This is a genomic window from Bifidobacterium sp. LH_230, from assembly GCF_056357555.1.
The window spans coordinates 1-24266 of record NZ_JBKEWJ010000018.1; the positions used below are offsets into that span (position 1 = coordinate 1).

Consider the following 24266-nt stretch of genomic DNA (forward strand, 5'->3'; position numbering starts at 1 on the left):
CAGTACCCCACCCGTCAGCTTCGCTGACACCCTCCCCTGAAAGGGGAGGGAAAGGCCAAACACTTCCCTCCCCTTTCAGGGGAGGGTGTCAGCGAAGCTGACGGGTGGGGTACTGCGACGCGTAGCGTCGCCGACAACACAGCATCGTCCGCGCAACGGTGCGGGCCGATACCTTGACGGAACGCCATGCTTCCTCGTGTGCCGCAGATGACGGCATTCATCCGTGAAGCGGTGCGGCAGACCCGCGAATCCGTGTAGACGCCATCCGCCGCGGGCAATTCGGCATATGGTCGACCATCGACATTGCCGTCGATGTCGAAAACGCCGGCATTGCCGTCCTTTATTTATGTATATAGTATTAACAAATAACGATGTCGCCGGGTGACGGCCATGCGGTCGTGCATGGCTCACCGTGCCGTACATCATCGATCGGCTGGATCAGCTATGAAAGAGGGTTCCCATGACGGACACCGACGCCACGCTCGCCGAAGTCGCCTCCCGCTTCCCGCTTGAGGGAACGGTCGAAAGCATCACCCCATACGGCGACGGCCACATCAACGCCACCTATCTGGTCGTAACGGACGCGAAACGCTACATCCTGCAGCGCATGAACACCGACATCTTCCCCGACGTCGTGCATCTCATGCGCAACGTCGAACTCGTCACCGCCTACCTGCGCGAACAGGGCCAGGAAACGCTCGACATCATCCGTGCCAACGACGGTGCGACCTACGTCACTGAACCGTCCGGCGCATGGCGCGTCTACGCGTTCATCGAGAACACCGTCTCCTACAACCTCGTCTCCGACGCGGCCGTGTTCCGCGGCGCGGGCGCGGCGTTCGGCGCGTTCCAGAACCAGCTCTCCGGCTTCGACGCCTCGCAGCTGACCGAAACCATCGCCCACTTCCACGACACGCCCCACCGTTTCGAGGACTTCAAGGCCGCGGTCGCCGCCGACGTGAAGGACCGTGCGAAGACCTGCCAAAGCGAAATCGACTTCTACATGGCCCACGCCGACATCTACGACGCCATCACCTCCGGGCTTGCGGACGGTACGATCCCGCTGCGCGTCACCCACAACGACACCAAGCTCAACAACATCCTCATGGATGCCGACACCGGTAAGGCGCGCGCCATCATCGACCTCGACACCGTCATGCCCGGCTCCATGCTCTACGACTTCGGCGATTCGATCCGCTTCGGCGCCTCCACCGCGCTCGAGGACGAACCGGATCTCGACAAGGTGCATTTCAGCACCGACCTGTTCCGCGCGTACACGGAAGGATTCGTCGGCGAACTGCGTAGCAGCATCACCGCGCGCGAGGCCGAACTGCTGCCGATGGGCGCGATCATGATGACGATCGAATGCGGCATGCGATTCCTCGCCGACTACTTGGCCGGCGACGTGTACTTCGCCACCAAATACCCCGAGCACAACCTCGTGCGCACGCGCACGCAGATCAAACTCGTGCAGGAGATGGAAGCCAAGGCGGCCGACACTGCGGCGATCGTCGCCGACGTGATGGGGGAGACACACTGATGGGCGGGCAGACAGCCGCGGCCGCAACGCCGCTCGACGCCGTGTACGCGGCCATCGACGCGCTCGTCGACCATGCGATCCGCCATCTCGATCTCGATCCGCGCGACGCCGACTGGACGCGCAACCGCATCTTTGCGCTCTTCGGCCTCGGCTCGTACCATCCGACCGGCGCGACGGCCGGCGAGAGCACCGTCGACGATCTCGTGGCCGCGCTCTGCACAGCCGCCGCGGACGCCGGGCTGATCGAACCGGAGGACGGCGCATCGATCGCGGACGAGGTCATGGGTATCCTCTCCGCAGCTCCCTCCGCCATCGCAGACCGGTTCGCCGTCGTGGAAGCGAAGCACGGCGGCATGGAGGCGATGCGTTGGTTCTACGACTACTGCGTCGCCAACACGTACGTCAAAAAGGCCACGCTCGAACGCAACCCGCGCTTCGACTCGCACGGCCTCGTCGTCACCATCAACCTCGCCAAACCCGAATTCAAGAACATGAAGAAGGCGGCCGCCGGCAACGCGGTCGCGGGCGGCTACCCGGCCTGCACGATCTGCCACGAGAACGAAGGCTTCGCGGGACGCGACAAGCGCACGCTGCGCACCATGCCGGTCACGCTCGGCGGCACCCCGTGGTTCTGGCAGTTCTCGCCGTACGGGTACTTCAACCAACACGGCATCTGCGTGAACATGGAGCACACGCCCATGCACGTCGACCGCGACACGTTCGGCCACCTGCTCGACTTCGTCGACCGGTTCGACGGCTACTTCCTCGGCTGCAACGCCGCACTGCCACGCATCGGTGGCTCGGTGCTCGCCCACGACCATTATCAGGGCGGCGGCGAGATCCTGCCGATGTTCAAGGCCGCCACATGGGCGAGCCTGACGCTGCCCGGGCATGACGACGCGACGGTCGAGATCCTCGACTGGCCGGGAACGGCGATGCGCGTCGTCTCCCACTCTCGAGACGAGATCGTCGCGCTCGCCGACATCATCCGCAAGGCGTGGATCGACTACGACGACGCGGCGGCCAACATCGCCAGCCATGACGCGGATGGCAATCGGCAGTCCGCGCTCTCGCCCAGCGTCATCAGGACTGGTCGTGGCTACGAGATGAGCCTGATCCTGCGCAACAACGCGGTCAGCGACGACTACCCGGAGGGCGTGTTCCACGCGCACCCCGAATACTGGCCGATCAAGCAGGAGCCGATCGGACTGATCGAGGCGCAGGGCCTGTTCATCCTGCCCGGTCGGCTTGTCGGCCAGCTCGGCACGATCGAGGACGCGCTCGCGGAAGGCCGCCCGCTGCCGCAGGAAGTCCGCGAGTTCACGATGGTCTGGGACGAACTGACCGCCATGCTCGACGGTTCGCGCGACCGCGACGCGATCCGCGCGGCCGTACACGACGAACTCGGCAGCGTATGCGAACGCATCCTCGTCAACACGGCCGTATTCAAACGCAAGGAGCAGACGCTGGCGTTCCTGGCGTCGCTCGGATTCACGCAACAGTAAGGTGGCATGACCATGACTGATCGTCAATATCTGGTCGGCGTCGACATCGGCGGCACCAAGATCGAAGCGGTGCTACTCGACGCGGCGCACGCCGTCGTCGCGTCGCACCGTGTGCCGGCCCGTCGCGGCGGCGACAACGTCGTCGCGGATGTCGTGGCCTTGGTGCGCGAGGTCTCCGGCGAACGGTTGTCCGATGTGGCGCGCGTCGGCATCGGCACGCCCGGCAGGGTGGATTCGGCGACCGGCCGCATCGCCAATGTCGTCAACCTCGACATCGACACGCTCGACCTGGGGCCGCTGGTGAGCGAACGGCTCGGCGGTATGCCGGTGCACGTCGACAACGACGTGAACGCGGCGGCCGTCGGCGCGGCGAGCGTGCTGTGCGGCGACGATGTAAGTGGCACGATCGTGTTCCTGAACTTCGGCACCGGACTGGCCGCCGGCATCCTCATCGACGGCGTGCTGCAGCACGGTTCCAGCGGAGCGGCGGGGGAGATCGGTCACGTGCCGGTCGACCCGAACCGTCTGCCATGCCCGTGCGGCCAGCGCGGGTGCCTGGAAACCGTGTGCTCGGGCGCGTCCGTGGCGCGACTGTGGCCGACCGCGGACGGCGTGCCGCCCATGCCCGACCTCATCGCGAAGGCCCGCGGCGGCAATGGAGATGCGATACGCGTGCTCGGCATGGTGACGCATGCGATCGTGGACACGGTGCAGATCGCCGCGCAATCGGTCGACCCGCGCATGATCATCTTCGGCGGCGGCATGGCGAAAACCGGCCAGCCGCTCTTGGACGTCACGGCCGACGAACTGCACCGGCGTGAAGCCACATGCCCGTTCCTCAAAGGACTGGATCTGGCATCGCGCATCCGTCTCGCCCCGGCCGACGCCCCGCTCGGCGCCATCGGCGCCGCTTTGGCGTGACCATCGGCATAATAAACGGCCGTACCTGAGTCCATGACGCACCATGTCAACTCAGATACGGCCGTTTGCCGTGACTCGAAAGCCGGATCAGCCCTCTTCGATGTAATGGCGGATGACGGCGATGGAGCTGCCGCGCAGCGTGATGTCCGCGCCGCACTGGCATCGACGGACGATGCTGCGGGCGTGGGACTTGGATGCGGTGGCGCGGTCGAGCCGGTCCTGCGCCGCCTCAAGGAATGTGTTGTTGATGATGTCGGCCGGCCCATACACGCAGATGTCCGCGATGTCCAGCAGCCCGATCGGCATCGCCAGCGCAGTCGCCAAGTATTCACCGGCCCTGCGGATGATGTCGGGACGCTCAGATTTCGGCACCTGGGCCAGCCGCTCGCGCAACGCCGTCGCGGAGATCAGCCGCTCCATGCAACCGCGCTTGCCGCACGGACATTGCGGCCCATGATCGGGATCGATCGAAATATGGCCGATCTCGCCGCCGGCATGATGCTCGCCTACCACCGGCACGTCATCGATCAGCGTGGCCGAGCCGATGCCGATGTCGTTCTTGACGAACAGCATGTTCGGGCCTCCCTGGCCGAAGAACCGTTCGGTCAGCATCGAACAGACCACGTCGTTCGTGACCGTGACCGGAATGCCGAACCGGCGTTCCAACGTGGCCTTGAGATCGACGTCATGCCAGTCCAGTGCCGTCGATTCGCGCACGACGCCGTTATCGATCACGCCGGGCACGCAAATGCCGATGCCGATGATGCGGTTGACGTCGAGGTCGGCGCGCAGTTCGTCGACGAACTGGACGATCATGTCCACATCGATCGGATTGTCGGGGCCGAGCGCGATCTCCATGCGCTGCTGCGGCAGACCGAGCAGATCGGTCGCGGCTCCCTGTACCAGATTGGCCTGCGACAGATCGAGGCTGATGATGCGCAGACGGTTCGTGTCGATGCTCAGCAGCGTGCCGCGCTTGCCCTTGCCGGTGGTGGCAGTCTCGAAACCGTTCTCGCGGATCAGACCCTCGTCGAGCATGTCGTTGACCACGTCGGAAACGGCCACGCGCGACAATCCGGTGCGCCGGCCTAGTTCGGCGCGCGAGCATTGGTTGGAGGGGAACAGCAGACTGAAGATCAGCGAACGGTTCTTGCGGCGCACATCCGATGGACTGGCCTTGGTGATCTTCCCCGGCGTGTGCAACGGGAACGATCCCGTGTAGGTGTGTTCGGCCATGTCTGCCGCCTTTCCTTGCGATGGTCCCATGCGTGAGTCGTTACGTCAAGGAATGCGTCATCGAATTCCTAATAACTGTCTTTCCATTATAACGGGTACTTTTCGCGTGGCAACCGGGAAAACGCCGTAAGATGGCGGTTTTCTATTTATGTAAGTACTATTAACAATTACGGGTGTCGTTGAGGACGCATGACATGGTGTGCATGCCGTCGTGCGGCGGGCCTGTAGCGAATACAACGGATACGCGTAAAGTGCGCAGGGCCATCGTGGGCGACTGTCGGGCTTTGCGGGTACAAGGACGAAAGGATGGCCATGACCGAAGTCATCATTGTCAAGAACGAGGACGAAGCCGGTGAGATCTACGCGAACTGCGTCGCCGGACTGATCAAGAGCAAGCCGAACGCGGTGCTGGGCCTGGCTACCGGCTCCAGCCCGCTGGCCGCCTACAAGGCGCTGGCCGCCAAAGTCAAGGCCGAGCACATCGACGTGTCTCAGGTGCGCGGTTTCGCGCTCGACGAGTATCTGGGTCTGCCGTTGACCCACCCCGAGTCCTACCATTCCACCATCCACCGCACGGTCGTGGAGCCTCTGGGCCTCAACCCGGAGCTGGTGCATGTGCCGGGCGACGTGCTTGACGGCGCGCCGCTCGAGGACGGCGACAAGATCGCCGCCGCCGGCCCGGCCTATGATGCGGCCATCGAGGCCGCGGGCGGCATCGACGTGCAGATTCTCGGCATCGGCACTGACGGCCATATCGGCTTCAACGAGCCCGGCTCCTCGCTCGCGTCCGGCACGCGCGTGAAGACCCTCGCCGAGCAGACCCGCATCGACAACGCGCGCTTCTTCGACGACGACATCAACCAGGTGCCGACCCACTGCATCACGCAGGGCATCGGCACGGTGTTGAAGGCCCGTCATCTCGTGCTGCTCGCGTTCGGCTCGGGCAAGGCCGAGGCCATCGAGGAGACCATCGAGGGCGGCGTGAGCGCGTTCTGCCCGGCCTCCGCGCTGCAGCTGCACCCGCATGCGACCGTGATCATCGACGAGGAGGCCGCCAGCCGTCTGCGTCACAAGGACTACTACCGCTACGCGTTCGAGCACAAGCCGGCGTGGCAGGGCATCTGATTCGTTGACGGGCTCCCTGTAAGGCAGGGAGCCCGTCTTTGTGCACCTATCATTGTCGTGTACATGTACGGAAAGGAATTCGTATGACTGAATCACGCGAACAGACCGTCGCCCGGGTGACGGCCGCGCTCACCGGCGAGCCGTCGGCCATCGCCATCCACCACGCGCGTAAGGTGGACGCGCGCGGCGTGCAGGACCACTATTGGGTCGTCTCTGACGCGCGCGGCGTGATCGTCGCCACCGGCACCGACGAGGAGGCGTTCGAATCGGCATGCCGATCAGTGGGCATCGACCCGGCCGACGACGACGCGATCATCGACGCGGGCGGGCGCGTGCTCACGCCGGGCTACGTCGACATCCACGCGCACGGCGCATGGGAGAAGAGCTTCGACGACGGCCCGGACGGCATCGACGTCGCGCGAGCCGGCCACGCAGTGCACGGCACGACCCGTCAGGTGCTCTCTCTTATCACCAATCCGATCGACGTGATCGAACGCAACGTGCGCACCGTGCGTGCCAAGATGGACGAACGCCCGGATATTCTCGGCGCGCATCTGGAAGGCCCGTTCCTCGCGCTCGCCCGCAAGGGCGCGCACGATCCCGAATGTTTGAAGGACCCGGTGCCCGAGCTGGTCGACGAGCTGCTTGACGCGGCCGACGGCTGCATCCGCCAGATCACCATCGCGCCCGAACTGCCGCACGGCATCGGCGCGATCAAGCAGTTCGCCGCGGCCGGCGTCGTGCCGGCGGTCGGCCACTGCGACGCCGACTACGAGACGGCCAAGCGCGGCTTCGACGCGGGCGCGGGCATCATGACCCACATGTTCAACGCGATGAACGGTCTGCACCACCGCGAACCCGGCCCGATTCCGGCGGCCGTGGAGGACCCGCGCGTCACCATCGAGCTGATCAACGACGGATTCCACGTGCAGAACCCGATGGTCAGGCTCGGATTCGGGTTTGCGCCGCATCGGATCGCGTTCGTCACCGACGCGATGGCCGCGACCGACTGCCCGGATGGTGCGTACAAGCTCGGCGCGCTTGACGTGAATGTGGTGGACGGGCACGCGAGGCTCGTCTCCAACGGCGCGATCGCCGGTTCGACGCTGCTCTTGGAGGTCGCCGTGCAGCGTGCGGTGCTCGAACTCGGATTCGACGCGGCCGCGGCGGTCGAAGCCGCGACCCTGACGCCGGCGCGCGCGTTCGGCTTCGACCGGCCGAACCCGGTCACCGGCGCGCCGCTTGGTCTGATCGCCCCCGGCTATGCCGCCGACCTGCTGCTCACCGACCCCGCCACCTGGCAGGTCGGCGAGGTCTGGTGCGCCGGCCGTAAGCTGCGCTGATAGGGGATCGCCAATAGGGGGTATGGAATCGGCCGCACTGTTGTGCGGCCGATTCTGTGTTTTGACGACGCTGCGCGTCGTCGTACCCCAACCCGTCAGCTTCGCGGGTACACGTTTTGTAATTATGGACGGACTTCGTCCGCGTTGTTGGTGGCGGCTTCGCCGCGTACCCCAACCCGCCCGGCTTGCGCCGGCCACCCTCCCCTAAGAGGGGAGGGAGGTGTTCAGCCCTTTCCCTCCCCTCTTAGGGGAGGGTGTCAGCGAAGCTGACGGGTTGGGGTACGCGGCGAAGCCGCCAACAACGCAGCATCGGCCGAAGGCCGATTCAATATTCCGATACTCGCAACCTCGTCACTTCGCCGCGAGACGGAAGGCGAGGTCGACGGAGCCGACGTTGTAGCCGGTGGAGGCGTAGGTGCCGATGATGCGGTCGCCGTCCTTGCGGGTGACGAGGATCATTGGCAGCTTGTCGGGGTCGACGTACATGCCGCGCGTCAGCCGCTCGTAGGTCGTCGCGTCGCAACGCCACACGGCGGGGGAGTCGTCGCCGAGCCGGTCGAACATCGAGCGCAGCGTGGCGCTCAGCGGTGCATCGACCGGACACGCGGCGAACACGACCGGAATGTCATCGGTCGTGGTATCGCCGGCGAAACCGTCATCGTGCGCATCGCGGCGCAGACGCGCGATCAGCTCATCGAGTACATGGATGCTCGGTTCCGAACCATGCGCGTCGAGGATCGCGACAATCGCGCGGTCGGGCAGCAGCTGCGACAGATGACGTGCCTCGTCCGAACCGATGTGGCCATCGCGGCGATCGCATGCCGTCTCGGTTCCGTCACCGACCATGTTCGTGTCGTCACATGCCGCCGCGTGGAACGTCACGTCATCGACGACGATATGTTCCAGCAACTCGTCCTCGCTCGGCTCGCGCATCACCAACGTCACCGTCCGCTCGTCGCCGGCATCCAGCCGGAACATCGCCTCATTGGTCTGCTGGCCGCCGTTCGGCAGACGCACCGTGGTGATCAGCCGGTACAGTCCCGCTTCGACCGTCAACGCCATGCGATCGCCGTCCCACGCGCGCTCCCACAGGTCAAGCGACGCGAAATCGGTGCCGTGCGCGTCGCTGACCAGTCGGCCGATGCTCCAATCCGCGCCGTACGCGGGGTGCTCGCCAGTCGGCGCGACGACGATGAGCGTCGCCGTCGATTCGACCGTTGCGGCGGCATCATCGGTCGCATGCATCGCCGGCAGATGATGGAACGCATCGCCTTGGAAATACTCGGGTTCGCCGGTCTGCGGATCGAACCGCGCCGGCACGCCCAACGCGCGGCAGACGGTCACGAACGCGGTGTCCAACGAACGCGGCGTGCCGATGCCGGCCGTCAGCATGCCGGTGGAGGAGATCGGCTCCGGCGTCTCCTCCCCGGACTGCGCGGCGTCGACATGATCGAGCAGATACTGACGGATGAGCTGCGGCCGGGCGCGCAGCACATCCGTGTCGGCCGTGCGTTCGAGCATGGCTTGCAGCCGCGTGCGGTCGCCGGTCAGCGGTTCGTTGCCGACTCGCGGACCCAGCACGTAGCGCGCGTACAGATCGTACCGGTCGGCTTGCGCGATGTCGGACAGGGCGACGTCCAGCGCATAGCCGCGCACCTTGGAGGCGGAATGAACGGCATCATTGAGTGCGGCGGCAGACACGTCGCACAGGTCCTTGACGCTCAGCGCCGACAGCAGTGCGAGACGGTCTCGGTCGGCGATGCCGGGATCGGCGTCGGTGTCAGCGAGCAGGAACGACGCGATGACGGGCGCGTTGGCTCCGGCAGTGGTCAGCAGAGATGAGATGGTATCGGCGGCGTTGGGCGATACGGATTGGTATCGATCGGCCAGCGAGTGACGGGTCGGTTGGTCGACGAGATCGGCAAACGCCTTCACTCGTTCGGCGCGCATCGACTCGGCCTGTGCGCGGCGTTCGATCGTGCGACGCTGCTGCTCGTCGGTCAATGGCAGGCTGCGTGGCGTGCCGCTTGGGGGAGCGACGAGGTCGATGGGTGCCCAGGATGGGGAGTTGTGCGTGATAGATGACAAGATCTCTCCGCTCGCTGCGCTCGGTCGAGATGACAGTGAGGAGTCGCTCGATTGAGATGACAGAGAGACGTTCAGCTTATTGATGGCAGCGTTGATTGGCAGTACGACGGTGACGGCATCGGTATCGGCGGTGTTGACGATCGCGTCGGCGAATGTACCGTCGTGGCTGACGTGCACGCGAATGCTGCCGCGACCGAGCGTCATGCGGGCACGACCCTGATCGTCGCTGACCGCGGTCGCGATCGGATAGTATTCGGCCATGTTCAGCAGCTCGAACGCCACGTTCGCGCCGGCGACAGGCCGCCCGTCGCCGTCCGTCACGGTCACCACGAGATCGGTCGTCGGCGCGTAGTCGGCGGTCAGATTACACAGCAGCATCGTGCCGTCGCCGCCCGCGCTCGCCGACGCGTCAACGTTGCCCTCGGAAAAATCGCAGAACACGCGCGCATGCACGAGCATCGCACGCGTCGACGCCTTGTCGAACCAGCCGCGATCCGGCACTTCCTCCGGCTCGCACGCGCCAAGGAACCGCCAACGGCCATCCACATACGCCTCCACCCATGCGTGGTTGTCGTCGCAGTGCGCCCATCGCGGCGTGTACACCTGACGGGCCGGAATGCCGATCGCACGCAAGGCGGTGACCAGCAACGTCGACTCCTCGCCGCAACGGCCAAGACCGAGGTTCAACGCGCCGATCGCGTTGAGCGTACGGTTGTCGGACGGATGATAGGTGACGTGTTCGGCGCACCAGTAGTTCGTTTCGAGCATCGCATGCGTGGCGTCAAGACCCTGCACGCGGTCGGCCAGTTCCCGATAGCACAGCGGCCGGCAATCGGCCAGCGCCTCGTTGTTGATGCGCGGCCAGAACACGTAATGGACGAACAGATCGACCGGCAGATCGCGCGTCCACGGCATCGTGCGACGTAGCATCAGCGCATGGTCCGCGAACGAGAGCAGCATGGCCGGATCACAGTCGATGACATCGTTGGCCGGCAGCGTGCCGTACGCGAGCCGCATCAGCGTCAGCCGGTCGCCGGACAACGTATCCATCAGCGACGATGCCGCAGGAAGCTTGGCGATCAGATCGGCTCGTTCGACGAAACGGCGGTCGGCATACTCGCGCAGCTCGCCGTCGAGAAGGGAGGAAACACTCATAAACCACCATCATACGGGGAGCGGATGTCTCGGCGTTGCCGTGCCCGCGTTCGGGAGTGGGAATAAGCCCAAGTGCGATGCATCGCAATGTTCCGTTAATCTGTCAGTAAGTATTGTGTTTCCTTGCTAACATTATTTAACTTTAATGTTGCTGTATATAATGTTACTGTATGAACATTATATAAGACACATTGCGAATAAGAAGGCAGCATATGGAATTCGTTGGCAGGGATGAGGAGCTTGACACGCTGGACTACCACTATTCGTTGGACAAGTTCCAGATGATCGTGGTGTACGGTCGGCGCCGTGTGGGCAAGACCGCGTTGCTGTCCAGGTTCTGCGAGGATCGTCCGACGCTGTGGTTCACGGCCAAGGAGCAAAGCGCGGCGATGAACCTGCGCGGCTTTTCCACGGAGGTCCGCCGGTTCTTCGGGGAGACCGAGGACAGCGGGCCGTTCAGGACATGGGAGGACGCGTTCTCGTATGTCGCGAGGAAGGCCGGCGAGGATGGGCGGCGGTTCGTGTTCGTGTTCGACGAGTTCCCGTACGCGGCCGCCGTGGAGCCGAGTCTGCCGTCCGCTCTGCAGATAGCCATCGACCACCAGTTCAAGGGCACCCGGGTCATGATGGTGTTGTGTGGCAGCAACGAGGGGTTCATGGAAGGCAAGGTCCTTGGCTATCACAGTCCCTTGTACGGCCGGCGTAACGCGCAGATCCAGCTCAAGCCGTTCGGCCTGTTCGACGCGTGCCGCATGATGCCCGGAAACGCCGATTGGAAGGATCGCATCCAATATTATGCGGTGTTCGGCGGCACTCCCTACTATCTCGAGCAGATCGACCCGACGAAGTCGTTCCGGGAGAATGTCATGGCACAGTGCTTCAGCCAATCCGGCCTGCTCTACCAGGAGCCCGTGATGCTGCTGCGACAGGAGCTGCGCGAGCCGGCCGCGTACAGTTCCGTGCTTGACGCGATCGGTTCGGGACGGACCCGTCCGAAGGAGATCGCTGAATACGCCGGCATCGAGCAGAACGCGATCGGCGCCTACCTACGCACGCTCGAACAGTTGAAGATCGTTGAACGGCAGGTCCCGTTCGGCGAGGACCCGGCCCATTCTCGCAAGGGATTGTGGAAGCTGCGCGATCCGTTCTTCGCGTATTGGTACCGGTTCGTTGCACCGGCCACTCAGATGATCGACGCGCGGCGTGGGCGCGCGGCCGGCCGTGTCGGCACCGAGGGGCCGGCGTTCGATACGTATGTCGGCCAGCAGTTTGAGACCATGTGCCAGCAGTGGCTGCTGAGGCATTACGGCGACGATCAGGACGAGTTCGTTCCGACCAACATGGGTAAATGGTGGGGCAACGACCCGATGCGCCGTGAACAGGCCGACATCGACATCGTCATGGCCGACTCGTTCAACCACAGAGTGCTGTTGGGCGAATGCAAATGGCGTGAGAGCGTGAACGAGACCGAAACCATCGACACGCTCAAAAGCAGATCGCCATTGGTCAAGGAGCCTGGAGATCGGATCTACTACCTGTTCACCAAACACCCTGCAAGCGAAACCACCCGACGCAAGGCCGAACTGGAGGACAACCTGCACCTGATCGACGCCGAACACATGCTGCCATAGCACTCCTCCATTCGAACGAAGGAAAAGCGCGGTACACAAGCCGGACCTGAAGAAGGGGATGCAGGATTAGATCGCGAGAGCTTCGGCGGTACTGTTCAGCATGATGTCGCGTATCTCGCCGTAATTGGGGTCCATCGACATGATGCTGACTACGGTTTCCTGGTCGGGGATGACGAGACAATATTGGCCGTATCTGCCGTCGCAGAGAAAGGCTCCCGGCCACGGCGCCATCCAGAACTGGTATCCGTATCCGTATGAGTGACTCGCTTTTTCCTTATGGTCTGGGTCGGTGTCGATGTGTTTGGTCGTCGCATCCCGCACATATCGTTCGTCGACGAGATGCAGACCGTTGAAGACACCGTTCTGGCAGAGCATCTGTCCGAAATTGCCGAGTTCGTCGATGGTGAGGTATAGGCCGTTGGCGGCGTGGACGTGACCCTGCGGGCAGAGTGTCCAGTCCGGATTGCCGATGCCTAGAGGCTCGAACAGACGGTTGCGCAGGTAGTTCAGTAGATTCTGTCCTGCCCGTCGTTCCACGATGCAGCTGGCGATGTAGGTGTTGAAATTGCTGTACAGGAACCGTGTACCCGGCTGGTTCGCGAAATCGGCATGGAAGAAGTACGAGATCCAGTCATGAACCCGGTATCGGTTCTCGTCCTCCGAGAAGAATAGCGGATCGCGAAGCCCGGAGCTCATGGTGAGCAGGTCTCGCACGGTGACCGCTTGAAGATTGGTGCTGGGGTTGTCTGGAACGTATTCGGGAAGGGCGTCGCATATGTGTTCGTCGAGTTCGGTCAATCCTTCCTGAATGGCCAGTCCTACGCCGATGGATGTGACGCTTTTGCTGACGGAGTACATGTTCAGTCGGGTTTTGCGTGGAAGTCGGTGCAAGTCGGCGGTGATTTTTCCGGCTCGTCGTGTTTGTATGTAGTACACGTTCAGGTGTCGTTCCTGTGTGCGGGTCGCGATGAGATCGGCGATGTGTGCTGTTTCGTCCATGATTGGTTTCCTTTCGTTGATGTGCTGATGTGTGATGGTGGCCGGAGTGGTGATGAAGGCTCCGCTGAATCGTCGGCTTTCGCTGTTGATTCAGCCCAGTTCGAATGCCTTGGTGGCGTATTCGTCGAGAAGCTGCTCCAGTCGTGAGGATTCCTTGACATGACCCTGTATGCCATCGCCCAGATCGATGTAGCCCAGCGAGTCGTCGGCTTTAGGCCATGCAGGCAATGGGATTCCCTCGGATTGACCATTGGGAACGCCGGTCCTGATGAAGTTGGACCAATAGGCGTTGACTTGCTTGGCCAGAATTCGGTCGTAGGCGGTCCATTGACGTGTCGGCGGCACGCCGGCATCCAGCGAGTCGAAGGTGTACCACAGTTCGCTGGAATGCCATGCCCAGTTTGCTGCTCGGGACCGGACGGTGCCGATGTCACCAATGCTTTGTGGGGTGATATGCGAAAACACATAGGCGTATGTGGCCTGTTTGCTGCCGATGCGTCTGTTCATCATCCTGCCGAAGGCGCGGGCGACCATCAAATTCCTGCCGCCGTTGGTGCCGAGCCCGTATGTTTCCAATTCACGCGCAGTATACGCTGCGGTCTGGTCGGTGACGGTGACAAGGTTTCTGAAGTCATATTCGTCGTATAGGTCTCCAAGTAGTTGCCGATAGTGGACGTAGAAATCCTGCGCCGTGATGATTCCGTGGTTGTCACCTTCGCCGTAGTTGGTGCCCGTGAGTATGTTGATCGAGTCGAGTGCCCCGGCGCGTATCGCATCGGCCGCCGATGCATGGACAATGTAATTGTCATCCTGCGTTATATGGCCCGTCCAACCTGCACTGTCGGTATCCATGAGCTGTTCGGCGCTCATGGAGCGTAGCTTATCCAGCGGTATGTCTGGAGCGAGGCCGAGATCGTGGAGATAGATGGCTCCTCGTTGTTCGGCAGCTGATTGGGATTGATAGGTATCGGTCCATTTCAGCCCGCTTTCGAGAATCATGCCCCGTATTGGTGCGGACAGCTTGGGAGAGGTCGCCATCGCCATGCATTTGGTAGTGCCGCCCGATTGTCCGCCGATGGTGATGCTGGATGGATCTCCGCCAAAGGCCGCGATATTGTCGACTATCCATTGCATGGCCTTGATCTGATCCATCAGACCGTAGTTGCCGCTATGGCCCTGTTCATTTGATAATTGCTCTAGGGCGAGATAGCCGAAAGCTCCAAGTCGTTGCTCGACGCTGACGACGACTATTCCGTGGGCTGCAAAAGCCGCGGCGTTTGTTTCCTGCTCGTATGCATACGCCTTGTCGAGGCTTCCTCCGTGGAACCATACGTAAACCGGCCGTTTGGTCGTGTCGATCAACGCGGACTGTGTGGTGGTGATGTTGAGGTAGAGGCAGTCCTCGCTCGTCTGCGGAACGGTTCCGTAGTAAAAGTCGGAGCACCACGGTTCAATGTCGGATTCGAGGTCCTGCATGGGCATGGGTTGGTAGTGATAGGCTTCGCGCACGCCTTTCCAAGGTTTGAGATCCTGCGGTGGTCTCCAGCGCAACGCTCCTACCGGCGGTTCGGCATAGGGTATGCCTCGGTATTCGACGAGGTCCTCCGGCCCCTTGTTGTTGACCGTGCAAAGGCCTTTCAGCAGGCCGTATCGCGTGGATACAACGGTTGGGTCCTCAGAGGTTGTCGGCTTGTGGCGTGCCCGCCGTGCAGCTGCTGGGCGCATGGTTTCCTCCTTTGGTCTGCGATTGTTCCGCCCGTTGCCGTATGTGGGCATGGCAAGGAACAACTAATATTGAGTTACTGACAGTAAGTTTAACGTGTTTTTTGCGGCGTGGGTGTATATATGACTAAAAAGCTGAAATTTCAACGAAAAATAGTGACAATCTGCCGCGATTCATGGATTTGACTTCGATTACTCTGAGTAATATACTTCAGATGTCGAAGCGCAGCGGATTCCCTCAATGCAGAGAAAGCCAGGGACGGCACCGCTGCCGCGCATCCACGAGACAAGGAAAGGAACAGGCATGGCTGTTGCGGAGCAACGCGCGTCGTTGGGCGTGCGGTTCGCGCGCTGGTGGCAGGGCTTCTTCTACCAGTGGCAGTTGCAGATCATGGTGTTGCCAGGCATCATCTTCATGATCATCTTCAACTACATCCCGATCTACGGATTGGTGCTGGCATTCAAGAACTACACCGTGGTGGACACGATCGGCGATGCCCCGTGGGTCGGGCTCGACAACTTCAGGATCATTCTCGGCGACTCCTATTTCTGGGATTCCGTCGTCAACACGCTGGGCATCAGCGTGATCAAGCTCGTCCTCGGATTCATTCTGCCGATCATCCTCGCCGTGATGATCTACGAGGTGCCATGGGGCCCGTTCAAGAAGATCGTGCAGACCCTTACCTATCTGCCGCACTTCTTCTCTTGGATCATCCTTGGTGGCATGCTGATCAGCTGGCTGTCTTCCAACGGTTTGCTGAACTCGACGTTACATGTCTTCGGCATTAATGCCGGCGCGAACTACCTGCTTGACGCCGACAAGTACTGGGGAATCGCATCGCTGTCCGACGTGTGGAAGGAAGCAGGTTGGGGCACGATTCTCTATCTGGCCACCATGGCCGGCATCGACCAGAGCCTGTATGAGGCGGCAGAACTCGACGGTGCGTCGAAAATCAAGCGCATCTGGCACATCACCCTGCCCGGTATCAGCAACATGATTACGCTCAACCTGATTCTGTCGGTCTCGGGCATCCTCAACTCGAACCTCGACCAGACCCTCGTGCTTATGAACTCTCAGAACCAGGCCAAGGCCGAGGTCATCAACTCGTACGTCTACCGCATGGGCATGACGCAAGGCGACTTCTCCTACGCCACTGCGGTCGGACTTGGCATCTCGGTCATTTCCGCGATTCTGTTGGTCATCACCAATATGGTCACCAAGAAAATCAACGACAACCAGTCGGTACTGTAAGGAAGCGGCATCATGGTACAAGACAAATCGCTCGCGCTTGATCCCAAGCGTCGCATCCGCCACTCCTCCCGTGCATTTGACGTGGTCAACTGCACACTATTGGTCATCTTCACGCTGCTGATTGCCGTGCCTGTGTGGAATATCGTCGTCGCATCGTTCTCCGCGTCTGGCTCGACCGGTGGGCTCGCGCTGGTGCCTGACAAGTTCACGCTCGACAACTACAAGGCCGTGTTCACCAACAACGGCATGTGGAACGCTCTGTTCATTTCCGTGGCGAAGACCGCGGTCGGCGTGGTCGCGCACACGCTGTTCTGCGCGCTGTTCGCCTACCCGATGAGCAAGGCGTATCTCAGGGGGCGCAAGTTCTATTCGGCGATGGGCATCATCACCATGTTCTTCGGCGGCGGCATGATTCCTACATTCCTGCTCATCAAGTCGCTCGGCCTGCTTGACACGTTCTGGGTGTACATCATTCCCGCGCTGTTCAGCTACTACGATGTGATCATTCTGATGAACTTCTTCCGTCAGATCCCCGAATCTCTCATCGAGTCGGCGAAGATCGACGGTGCGAGCGAATGGCGTATCTTCACGTCAATCATCCTGCCGCTGTCGATGCCGGGTCTGGCCACAATCGGCTTGTTCCACGGAGTCGCTCAGTGGAACGACTTCATGACCACGAAACTGTACGTCAACAACGAGCAACTGTACCCGCTGCAGATGCGCCTATACAACATCATCATGCAGTCGCAGGCTGCGTCGGAGAACGGCAATATGGCTTCGGCCATTCTGGATACCACCACGCGAGGTGTGCGTCTGTCGACCATCATCATCACGATCGTGCCGATTCTCGTGCTCTACCCGCTGGTGCAGCGCTACTTCGTCGGCGGCACGATGCTCGGCGCAGTCAAGGGTTGAAACGGCAATGAACTCAAGGAACACAGCAATGAAGCACACTCGCATCATACGGAACGTAATTATCGGCCTGTCCTCTATCGCTCTGGTTGCCCCGCTGGCCGGATGCGGCGTCGACAACGCCTACACCAAGAACACAGTCGCCGCTTTGCCTGACCCCACGTACACGGTCTCCGCGGACAAGCCCGCGTGGCAGTCAGACACCTCCAAAGATAACACGCTCACCTGGTACGTGAACGCCGACTGGTGGAACAAGTCGTTCGGTCAGGACCTGATCACCAAGAAAATCAAGGAGGATCTCAACGTCGACATCAAGTTCGTCACGGGCGACGACACCAAGCTCAACACGTACTTCGCCGGCGGCGACCTGCCCGACGTAATCACCGTGTTCGATAGTACGTCGCGCGTTGCCAAGGCCGCGAAGAATTGGTCGTACCCGTTGCAGGACCTTGCTGCGAAATACGACCCGTACTTCATGAAGGTCGCCAAGAAGGAGACGCTTGACTGGTTCAAGCTCTCCGACGGCAAGACACACGGATACCCTTCGTACTCCAACACGTCCGAGGACTACAAGTCAGGCATGATCCACACCTCGCAGGCGTTCGTCATTCGCAAGGACGTGCTCGCGGCCATCGGCGACCAGGACTTCACCACGCCCGAAGGGTTCATCGCCGGCATGAAGGCCATCAAGGAGAAGTTCCCCGACCTCGTGCCGTTCGGCTTCAACGACTTCAGCGGCGGCAACAGCTCGCTCGACACCGTGCTGCAGAACATGCTCGGCGTGCCCACGCTGAGCAAGGACGGCACGTTCTACGACCGGCAGATGGACGAGGACTACCTGACCTGGCTCAAGACGCTACGGCAGGTGCACGAGGACGGCAACATCTCCGACGACAGCTTCGCCGATGATGGCGATACCTTCAAGGAGAAGGAGAGCACCGGCAAATACGCCACCATGCTGGTAACCAGCTTCGTCGGCCAGAGCGCGCCTCTGCAGCAGTGGGCTTCAACCGACCCGGACGGCCAGTACGTCGCCATCGACGGCATTCGCAGCACCAAGGGGCGCAAGCCCACGCTCAGTGAGACCGGCCTGAGCGGCTGGACCGTCAGCTACATCACCAAACAGTGCAAGAACCCGTCCAAGGCCATCCAGGTCTTCACCTACCTGCTGTCCGATTACGGTGAAATGCTCGTCAACTACGGCATCGAAGGCAAGACCTACACGACGAACGCCGACGGCACCGTCTCATGGACGCCCGAAGCCGACAAGATCCGCCTGAACGACTCCGAGAAGTGGCAGAAGGAATACCGCATGGGCGAGTTCGTGCTCTTCGGTCACGACCGGTACAAGGCGCTCAACAAGGACTCCTTCGCCGACGCCATCAAGCAGTTCCAGGAGCACAACCAGCAGTATCTGACCCCACAGTACGAGATCGAGAACATCACGCCGGACGCCGGCACGCTGGAAGCCCGCTCGTATTCGGCCATCACGACCAAATGGTCGTCCACGCTGGTCTCGCTCATCCGGGCCGGTTCGGATAAGCAGTTCGACAGGATCGTCAGCCAGTACAAGACGTTCCTGAAGAACAACGACATCGATGCCATCAACAAGGTGCGCAACGAGAAGATTAAGAGCAACGAGAAGCTGCTCGGCGAGTAAGCCAGCGTTTCCGGTCTGCCCGTGACGGGGCAGACCGGAAACGTCTCGCGTCCAGACACGTATGAATAAGGAAACCACGTTCATGAACACCATGTATATGACCGACGGCCCGGAACATATGTTCACGCCGATCGAAGAGGATACGGCCGGCACCGTCGACGTGACGATAACCATCGACCCCGGACACCGACATCAGAGTATCGACGGATTCGGCGCGTCGTTCACTGATGCGTCCGCCCACCTGATCGGACAGGTGCTCGACGATGAGGATCGCACGTACGCGATGTCTAAATTGTTCGATCCCGCACTCGGCATCGGCCTGTCCCTGCTGCGCAACCCGATGGGAGCCTCGGACTACGCGCGCACGATCTACAGCTACGACGACATGCCCGACGGGCGCGAGGACATGGAACTCGAGCACTTCTCCATCCATCATGACGAGGAAAGCATCATTCCACTGACCAAATGGGCCATGGAACTCAACCCGCAGCTCAAACTCATCGCCTCTCCGTGGAGCGCACCGGGATGGATGAAGACCAGCGGTTCCATGATCGGCGGAGAGCTCAAGGAAGACCGCTACGAGGTCTACGCCCGGTACTTCGTGCGGTTCCTCCAGACGTACGCCGAACAGGGGGTTCCGGTCTTCGCCGTCACGCCTCAGAACGAGCCGCTGTTCGTGCCCGGTCACTATCCGGGCATGCTGATGCCGGCGGATCAGGAGGCGCGTTTCGTGCGCGGCTTCCTGCGTCCCGCCCTGCGTGAGGCGGGACTCGACACACGCGTGTTCGGCTACGACCACAACTGGGACCGCATCGACTACCCGCTGAACCTGCTCGACGACGCGGCCGACGCGTTCGACGGCATCGCATGGCACTGGTACGGCGGCCGGCCTGTCAGCCAGTCGCGCGTCGCGGCGATCTTCCCTGACAAGGACGTATACTTCACCGAGGGGTCCGGCGGCGAATGGATCCCCGAATTCGAGCCGGCGTTCAGCAACCTCATGCGCACCGGCATCGACATCCTGCGCAACGGGTCGAAATCGTTCATCCTGTGGAATCTCGCGCTCGACGAGCACAACGGGCCGGTCGTCCCCGGTTTCGGTCGCAGCACCTGTCGTGGCCTGCTGCGCGTCAATCAGGCCGACCGGACCGTGGAATACACGCTGGACTATTACGGTCTGGCCCATTTCAGCAAGTTCATCCGACCCGACGCGGTGCGCATCGACAGCGATCAGACCGCCGGCGTGCGTTCTCTGGCCTGCCGCAATACGGATGGTTCGACGGTCGCAGTGCTGTTCAACGACACGGATCATGCCGTGCGAGTCGGCGTGGAAATGCGCGGCGTGGACGGTTCGTCGCGCACGGCGACGATGCCGACAAGGGCCGCGCTGACCGTGGTCTGGAACGACGAGAATAATGGCATGCGATGAAACTGTTTTCCATTGACGGCAAGCTGTACCGCACGCTTGAACTGGTCTGGCAGGTGATGGAACTGAGCCTGCTGTTCCTGCTTGGCTCCGTGCCGATCGTCACGATCGGGGCGAGCGAGGCGGCGATGTTCCGCGTGCGGTTCGACATGATCGAAGAGGGCTCCGTGCCGGTCGCGTCCCGTTTCTGGTCGGCCTACCTGCGTGCCTTGAGGCGTGCAGTGCCGGCGTGGCTGATCGTGGTCGCCGGATTCGTCTTGTTGCTTGCCGTATACTGGGGCGTCTCCATGCTGACGGGCGGCAGCCAGTACGTGCTGATGCCGCTGAACGTGGTCGGAGCCGTATGGATGCTAACATGCGTCAACGTATTTCCTCTGCTTGCGTCTCGGCCGGCGTTGGACGTTCCGGTGGCGGTGCTGTTCTGTAAGGCCGCCCGTGCCGGACTGGGACATGTGCTGCAATCCGCGCTGATGGTGTGTGTGCTGCTGACGGCCGTGCTGTCGGTGGTGTTCGTGCCGTGGCTGCTGTTCGTGGCGCTGTTTTTCTTCCCCGGGCTGGCATGCTATGTGAGGACGTGGCTCGTCCGGTGGGCGTGCTCGGGAACGGTTCGGCCGTGACGACCTGATCGGGTCGTCAAACGCCGCATGGGAAACCCTGATCGTAGTAGGTAGGTCAATTATGCAGGACAATGCGCAGCACAATGAACGTGGCCGCGGGGGCAAACCCCGCAAGCACCGCCCGGAAACCGAGCAGAAGCGACGCGAGATCATCGCCGCCGCGTCGCAGGTGTTCGCGGAAAAGGGATTCAACGACGGGACGCTGGAAGAGATCGCCGAACGTACCGGTCTCACGCGGGCCGGCGTGCTCCACCACTTCGGATCCAAAAGCGCCCTGCTGATGGAAGTGGTGAAGAACCGCGACGTTTCTGGCGGCCAGCGGCGTGAGCAGACGCACATCGACCACGGCGAGGACTGGTTCCGCCATCTTGCCGCCACGGCCGACGACAATGCCAAGCATCCGGGCATGGTACGCCTGTTCACCATGATGTCCGGGGAATCGGTCGTCAAGAAGAACACCAGTATGCCGTACTTCCGGGACCGCTACCGCGATCTGCGCAACGACCTCATGGCCTCGTTCGTCCAGATGGCCAAGGAGCGCAAAGCCACCATCAACATGGCCGAGGCCGAGATGGCGAGCTCGGCCATCATTGCGGTCATGGACGGCCTGCAATATCAGTGGCTGCTGCAGCAGGGAGACGAGAACGACGAGACCGAAACGTCCGAAGACGACAGCCCTGTCGATCTCGCGGAGTACACGCGCTACGCCATCAACGTGATCGTCGCGGCCGTGCTCGAACACCATGACGATCCGCCACTGATCCAATAACCGGCGCCGGCCGATAGGGGAAGTCGGGCCGATCCATACGGAGGTCTGCGTGGGATACCTGATACGGCCTGTGTCTCGTCAGTGCAGCTCGCCGTCGGTGATGAAGAAGGCGTGGGCGTCGCCGTGGTGTTTGTTGTCGATGTAGCGGCGGAACAGGGCTAGGCGTTCGATGGTGCTCTTGGCGAGAGGCTGGGGAAGCGCGTCAAGGTCGAACCAGCCGACGTTGAGACTCTCCTCGTCGCCGACGAACGGGTCGGCGTTGCCGCCCGGCTTGACCGTGCACAGGAACGAATGGTCCATGTACATGGTGTTGTCGCCGTTCGCGTAGGTGATGACCTTGTCGGAGGAGATCACGGCCACGAGATCGGTGACAACCGCGTCCACGCCGGTCTCCTCCTTGATCTCGCGGATCACTGTGTCCGCAGGCTGCTCGCCCGGCTCGTTGATGCCGTAGACCATCGCCCATTCGCCGGTGTCGGAACGGCGGCCGAGCAGGATGCGGCCGGCATCGTCCAGCACGCAGCCGGTCACGCCCATGAGCCACAACAGATCATGGCCGATCTTTTTACGTAACTCAAGCACGAAATCAGGGGTTGGCATAGATAAGTCCTTTCGTGTTTATACACAAGCTCCCCTTGCTAGGGGAGCTGTCGGCGAAGCCGACTGAGGGGTAGTCGGAAGGATGTGCGTCATGGCGCTTGACTACCCCTCAGTCTCACTGCGTTCGACAGCTCCCCTGACAAGGGGAGCCGAGGAGGGGGCGGTCAGACCAGCGCGGCGGTCGCGCGGTCGGCCATCCAGGTCTCGACCTCGTCGATCTGCTTCGGGATGCCGGCGGAGAGCCATTCGGGGCCGTGCTCGGTCATGAGCACGTCGTCCTCGATACGGATGCCGATGCCGCGCATCTCCGGCGGCAGCAGCAGGTCGTTCTTCGCGAAGTACAGACCCGGCTCGATGGTGAAGATCATGCCCGGCGTGATCTTCGCGCCCTGATACGACTCGTAGCGGGCCTGCGCGCAGTCGTGCACGTCAAGGCCAAGGTGGTGCGCCACGCCGCAGGCGAGCCAACGGCGGTGCTGCTGGCCTTCGGGGGAGAGCGACTCCTCCACGTCGACCGGCAGGATGCCCCACTCGTGAAGACGCTCCGCGATCACGCGCATGCACGCGTGATGGATGTCGGAGTAGGTCGCGCCCGGCTTGGCCGCCTCGAAACCGGCCTGCTGGGAGTCCAGCACCGCCTGGTACAGGCGCTTCTGCAGATCGGTGAACTTGCCGCCGACCGGGAACGTACGCGTGATGTCGGCCGTGTACAGGCTGTTGACCTCCACGCCGGCGTCGATGAGCAGCATGTCGCCCTGGCGCACCACGCCCGTGTTGCGCATCCAGTGCAGGATCGGTGCGTGCTCGCCCGACGCGATGATCGTGTCGTAGCCCAGGCCGTTGCCCTCCTCGCGCGCGTTCGAGTTGAACGCGCCCTCGAGCATGCGCTCCGAGTTCGGCTTGTCGATCACATGCGGCAGACGGGTCAGGATACGGTCGAAACCGTCCTTGGTCGCGGCGATCGCCTTGCGCATCTCGCCGATCTCATAGGAATCCTTGATCATGCGGGCTTCGGCGGAGAATTCGTGCAGCTTGTCGTCGTCCGCGGCGTTCTTGTCCGGGTCCGCATAGCCGTTCGCCTCGCGAATACCCTCGACCAGCGCGGTGATCTGCGGGTCGGCGTCGGAGATCACGCGCACGCGCACCGCGCCGGCCTCGGAGCCGACGTCCTTGCCGAGCGCGTCGGCCAGTTGCGCGATGTCATGCGTCTCCAGACCGGTCATCGCATGCAGTTCCTTCAAACCGGCGCGCGGACCGACCCAGTACTCGCCGTAATGCGGGTCACGGTAGTAGTCCTCGGTGGAATTGTCGGCACGCGGCGCCACGAACAGCTCGGCCACATGCGTCTTGCCGGCCTTCGCCTCGTCAGAATCCGGGTCGACCGGGTTGAGCACAAGCACCGCGCCCGCCTCGTAATCCTGACCTAGGCCGGTGTAATACGCGAACGACGTATCCGGGCGGAACATGTAATCGCAGTCGTTGTTGCGCACCTTCGGCTGGCCCGCCGGGATCACCAGACGCTCGCCCGGAAACGCCTTGCCGAGCGCCTCAAGACGCGCCGGCGTGAACTTCGAGGACTCCAACGGCTCGACGGCCGGCTCCTGATTGTCCCAGCCGGTCTTCATGAACGCCTTGAACGCGTCGCTGTTCGGACGCAGCGACCGGTTGTTCACGCGATCGCTCATCGGCTGGTTCGCGCCCGGGGCCGTCTTCGACTCCTCGGCCTCGTATTCCTTGTCCTTGTCGGTTACCACTTCGCTCACCG

Annotated in this window: 18 protein-coding genes; 12 read left to right on the top strand and 6 right to left on the bottom strand. The window is 62.2% G+C overall.

What is annotated here, in order from left to right; translation table 11 throughout:
- The first annotated feature begins 460 nt into the window (after window positions 1-460).
- The 3 genes from AC1A0G_RS08945 to AC1A0G_RS08955 are packed head-to-tail and all read left to right on the top strand — an operon-like array spanning window position 461 to window position 3966.
- Complete coding sequence (locus tag AC1A0G_RS08945; RefSeq protein WP_476529050.1) at window positions 461-1540, top strand: phosphotransferase enzyme family protein; 1080 nt, start codon at window positions 461-463, stop codon at window positions 1538-1540.
- Entirely contained in the window at window positions 1540-3045 is a 1506-nt protein-coding gene (locus AC1A0G_RS08950; RefSeq protein WP_476529052.1) for a UDP-glucose--hexose-1-phosphate uridylyltransferase, read from the top strand. Before AC1A0G_RS08945 ends, AC1A0G_RS08950 begins: the two co-directional genes overlap by 1 nt.
- A gap of 6 nt (window positions 3046-3051) precedes the next feature.
- Window positions 3052-3966, top strand: a complete 915-nt coding sequence (locus AC1A0G_RS08955) for an ROK family protein (RefSeq protein WP_476529054.1) — start codon at window positions 3052-3054, stop codon at window positions 3964-3966.
- Between the two features lie 87 nt (window positions 3967-4053).
- Here AC1A0G_RS08955 and AC1A0G_RS08960 read toward each other — a convergent pair whose 3' ends face one another.
- The gene (locus AC1A0G_RS08960; RefSeq protein WP_476529056.1) at window positions 4054-5202 is read right to left on the bottom strand and encodes an ROK family transcriptional regulator; all 1149 of its coding nucleotides are present in this window, start codon (window positions 5200-5202) and stop codon (window positions 4054-4056) included.
- Window positions 5203-5514: 312 nt separating this feature from the next.
- Here AC1A0G_RS08960 and nagB point away from each other — a divergent pair, with 312 nt between their 5' ends.
- Both nagB and AC1A0G_RS08970 read left to right on the top strand, forming a co-directional pair.
- On the top strand, window positions 5515-6327 hold the full coding sequence (gene nagB / locus AC1A0G_RS08965) for a glucosamine-6-phosphate deaminase (RefSeq protein WP_476529058.1): 813 nt from the start codon (window positions 5515-5517) through the stop codon (window positions 6325-6327).
- A gap of 83 nt (window positions 6328-6410) precedes the next feature.
- On the top strand, window positions 6411-7670 hold the full coding sequence (locus tag AC1A0G_RS08970; protein ID WP_476529060.1) for an N-acetylglucosamine-6-phosphate deacetylase: 1260 nt from the start codon (window positions 6411-6413) through the stop codon (window positions 7668-7670).
- 351 nt (window positions 7671-8021) lie between these two features.
- Here AC1A0G_RS08970 and AC1A0G_RS08975 read toward each other — a convergent pair whose 3' ends face one another.
- The gene (locus AC1A0G_RS08975) at window positions 8022-10913 is read right to left on the bottom strand and encodes a transglutaminase domain-containing protein (RefSeq protein WP_476529062.1); all 2892 of its coding nucleotides are present in this window, start codon (window positions 10911-10913) and stop codon (window positions 8022-8024) included.
- 212 nt (window positions 10914-11125) lie between these two features.
- Here AC1A0G_RS08975 and AC1A0G_RS08980 point away from each other — a divergent pair, with 212 nt between their 5' ends.
- Window positions 11126-12544 (top strand): ATP-binding protein, encoded by a 1419-nt coding sequence (locus AC1A0G_RS08980; protein ID WP_476529063.1) that lies wholly within the window; start codon window positions 11126-11128, stop codon window positions 12542-12544.
- Window positions 12545-12610: 66 nt separating this feature from the next.
- On the opposite strand, the gene AC1A0G_RS08985 is transcribed toward AC1A0G_RS08980, so the two are convergent.
- Window positions 12611-13543 (bottom strand): serine hydrolase domain-containing protein, encoded by a 933-nt coding sequence (locus AC1A0G_RS08985; protein ID WP_476529065.1) that lies wholly within the window; start codon window positions 13541-13543, stop codon window positions 12611-12613.
- A gap of 90 nt (window positions 13544-13633) precedes the next feature.
- Entirely contained in the window at window positions 13634-15268 is a 1635-nt protein-coding gene (locus AC1A0G_RS08990) for a carboxylesterase/lipase family protein (RefSeq protein WP_476529067.1), read from the bottom strand.
- Between the two features lie 301 nt (window positions 15269-15569).
- Here AC1A0G_RS08990 and AC1A0G_RS08995 point away from each other — a divergent pair, with 301 nt between their 5' ends.
- From AC1A0G_RS08995 to AC1A0G_RS09020, 6 genes are all read left to right on the top strand, one after another.
- The gene (locus tag AC1A0G_RS08995; protein ID WP_476529068.1) at window positions 15570-16517 is read left to right on the top strand and encodes an ABC transporter permease; all 948 of its coding nucleotides are present in this window, start codon (window positions 15570-15572) and stop codon (window positions 16515-16517) included.
- A 12-nt stretch (window positions 16518-16529) separates the two neighbouring features.
- Window positions 16530-17432 carry a carbohydrate ABC transporter permease gene (locus tag AC1A0G_RS09000; protein ID WP_476529070.1) on the top strand — a complete coding sequence of 301 codons (903 nt, stop codon included), beginning with the start codon at window positions 16530-16532 and terminating at the stop codon, window positions 17430-17432.
- Between the two features lie 28 nt (window positions 17433-17460).
- A complete protein-coding gene (locus tag AC1A0G_RS09005; protein ID WP_476529072.1) occupies window positions 17461-19089 on the top strand; it encodes a type 2 periplasmic-binding domain-containing protein in 1629 nt (542 codons plus the stop codon).
- Between the two features lie 82 nt (window positions 19090-19171).
- Window positions 19172-20518: a glycoside hydrolase family 30 protein gene (locus AC1A0G_RS09010; RefSeq protein ID WP_476529074.1), complete on the top strand. Its 1347-nt coding sequence runs from the start codon at window positions 19172-19174 to the stop codon at window positions 20516-20518.
- Complete coding sequence (locus AC1A0G_RS09015) at window positions 20515-21132, top strand: DUF624 domain-containing protein (RefSeq protein ID WP_476529076.1); 618 nt, start codon at window positions 20515-20517, stop codon at window positions 21130-21132. The genes AC1A0G_RS09010 and AC1A0G_RS09015 overlap by 4 nt, the downstream gene beginning before the upstream one ends.
- A 61-nt stretch (window positions 21133-21193) precedes the next feature.
- The gene (locus AC1A0G_RS09020; protein ID WP_476529078.1) at window positions 21194-21901 is read left to right on the top strand and encodes a TetR/AcrR family transcriptional regulator; all 708 of its coding nucleotides are present in this window, start codon (window positions 21194-21196) and stop codon (window positions 21899-21901) included.
- A 78-nt stretch (window positions 21902-21979) separates the two neighbouring features.
- On the opposite strand, the gene AC1A0G_RS09025 is transcribed toward AC1A0G_RS09020, so the two are convergent.
- Complete coding sequence (locus AC1A0G_RS09025) at window positions 21980-22501, bottom strand: NUDIX hydrolase (RefSeq protein WP_476529080.1); 522 nt, start codon at window positions 22499-22501, stop codon at window positions 21980-21982.
- Between the two features lie 164 nt (window positions 22502-22665).
- Window positions 22666-24264, bottom strand: a complete 1599-nt coding sequence (locus tag AC1A0G_RS09030; protein ID WP_476529082.1) for an aminopeptidase P family protein — start codon at window positions 24262-24264, stop codon at window positions 22666-22668.
- Window positions 24265-24266: the final 2 nt, after the last annotated feature.

Coding starts and splice junctions, on each gene's coding strand:
- AC1A0G_RS08995 (WP_476529068.1), top strand. CDS start 15,570: ATGGCTGTTGCGGAGCAACGCGCGTCGTTGGGCGTGCGGTTCGCGCGC.
- AC1A0G_RS09020 (WP_476529078.1), top strand. CDS start 21,194: ATGCAGGACAATGCGCAGCACAATGAACGTGGCCGCGGGGGCAAACCC.
- AC1A0G_RS09010 (WP_476529074.1), top strand. CDS start 19,172: ATGAACACCATGTATATGACCGACGGCCCGGAACATATGTTCACGCCG.
- AC1A0G_RS08950 (WP_476529052.1), top strand. CDS start 1,540: ATGGGCGGGCAGACAGCCGCGGCCGCAACGCCGCTCGACGCCGTGTAC.
- AC1A0G_RS09005 (WP_476529072.1), top strand. CDS start 17,461: ATGAAGCACACTCGCATCATACGGAACGTAATTATCGGCCTGTCCTCT.
- nagB (WP_476529058.1), top strand. CDS start 5,515: ATGACCGAAGTCATCATTGTCAAGAACGAGGACGAAGCCGGTGAGATC.
- AC1A0G_RS08990 (WP_476529067.1), bottom strand. CDS start 15,268: ATGCGCCCAGCAGCTGCACGGCGGGCACGCCACAAGCCGACAACCTCT.
- AC1A0G_RS09015 (WP_476529076.1), top strand. CDS start 20,515: ATGAAACTGTTTTCCATTGACGGCAAGCTGTACCGCACGCTTGAACTG.
- AC1A0G_RS09025 (WP_476529080.1), bottom strand. CDS start 22,501: ATGCCAACCCCTGATTTCGTGCTTGAGTTACGTAAAAAGATCGGCCAT.
- AC1A0G_RS08960 (WP_476529056.1), bottom strand. CDS start 5,202: ATGGCCGAACACACCTACACGGGATCGTTCCCGTTGCACACGCCGGGG.
- AC1A0G_RS08985 (WP_476529065.1), bottom strand. CDS start 13,543: ATGGACGAAACAGCACACATCGCCGATCTCATCGCGACCCGCACACAG.
- AC1A0G_RS08945 (WP_476529050.1), top strand. CDS start 461: ATGACGGACACCGACGCCACGCTCGCCGAAGTCGCCTCCCGCTTCCCG.
- AC1A0G_RS08955 (WP_476529054.1), top strand. CDS start 3,052: ATGACCATGACTGATCGTCAATATCTGGTCGGCGTCGACATCGGCGGC.
- AC1A0G_RS09000 (WP_476529070.1), top strand. CDS start 16,530: ATGGTACAAGACAAATCGCTCGCGCTTGATCCCAAGCGTCGCATCCGC.
- AC1A0G_RS08975 (WP_476529062.1), bottom strand. CDS start 10,913: ATGAGTGTTTCCTCCCTTCTCGACGGCGAGCTGCGCGAGTATGCCGAC.
- AC1A0G_RS08970 (WP_476529060.1), top strand. CDS start 6,411: ATGACTGAATCACGCGAACAGACCGTCGCCCGGGTGACGGCCGCGCTC.
- AC1A0G_RS08980 (WP_476529063.1), top strand. CDS start 11,126: ATGGAATTCGTTGGCAGGGATGAGGAGCTTGACACGCTGGACTACCAC.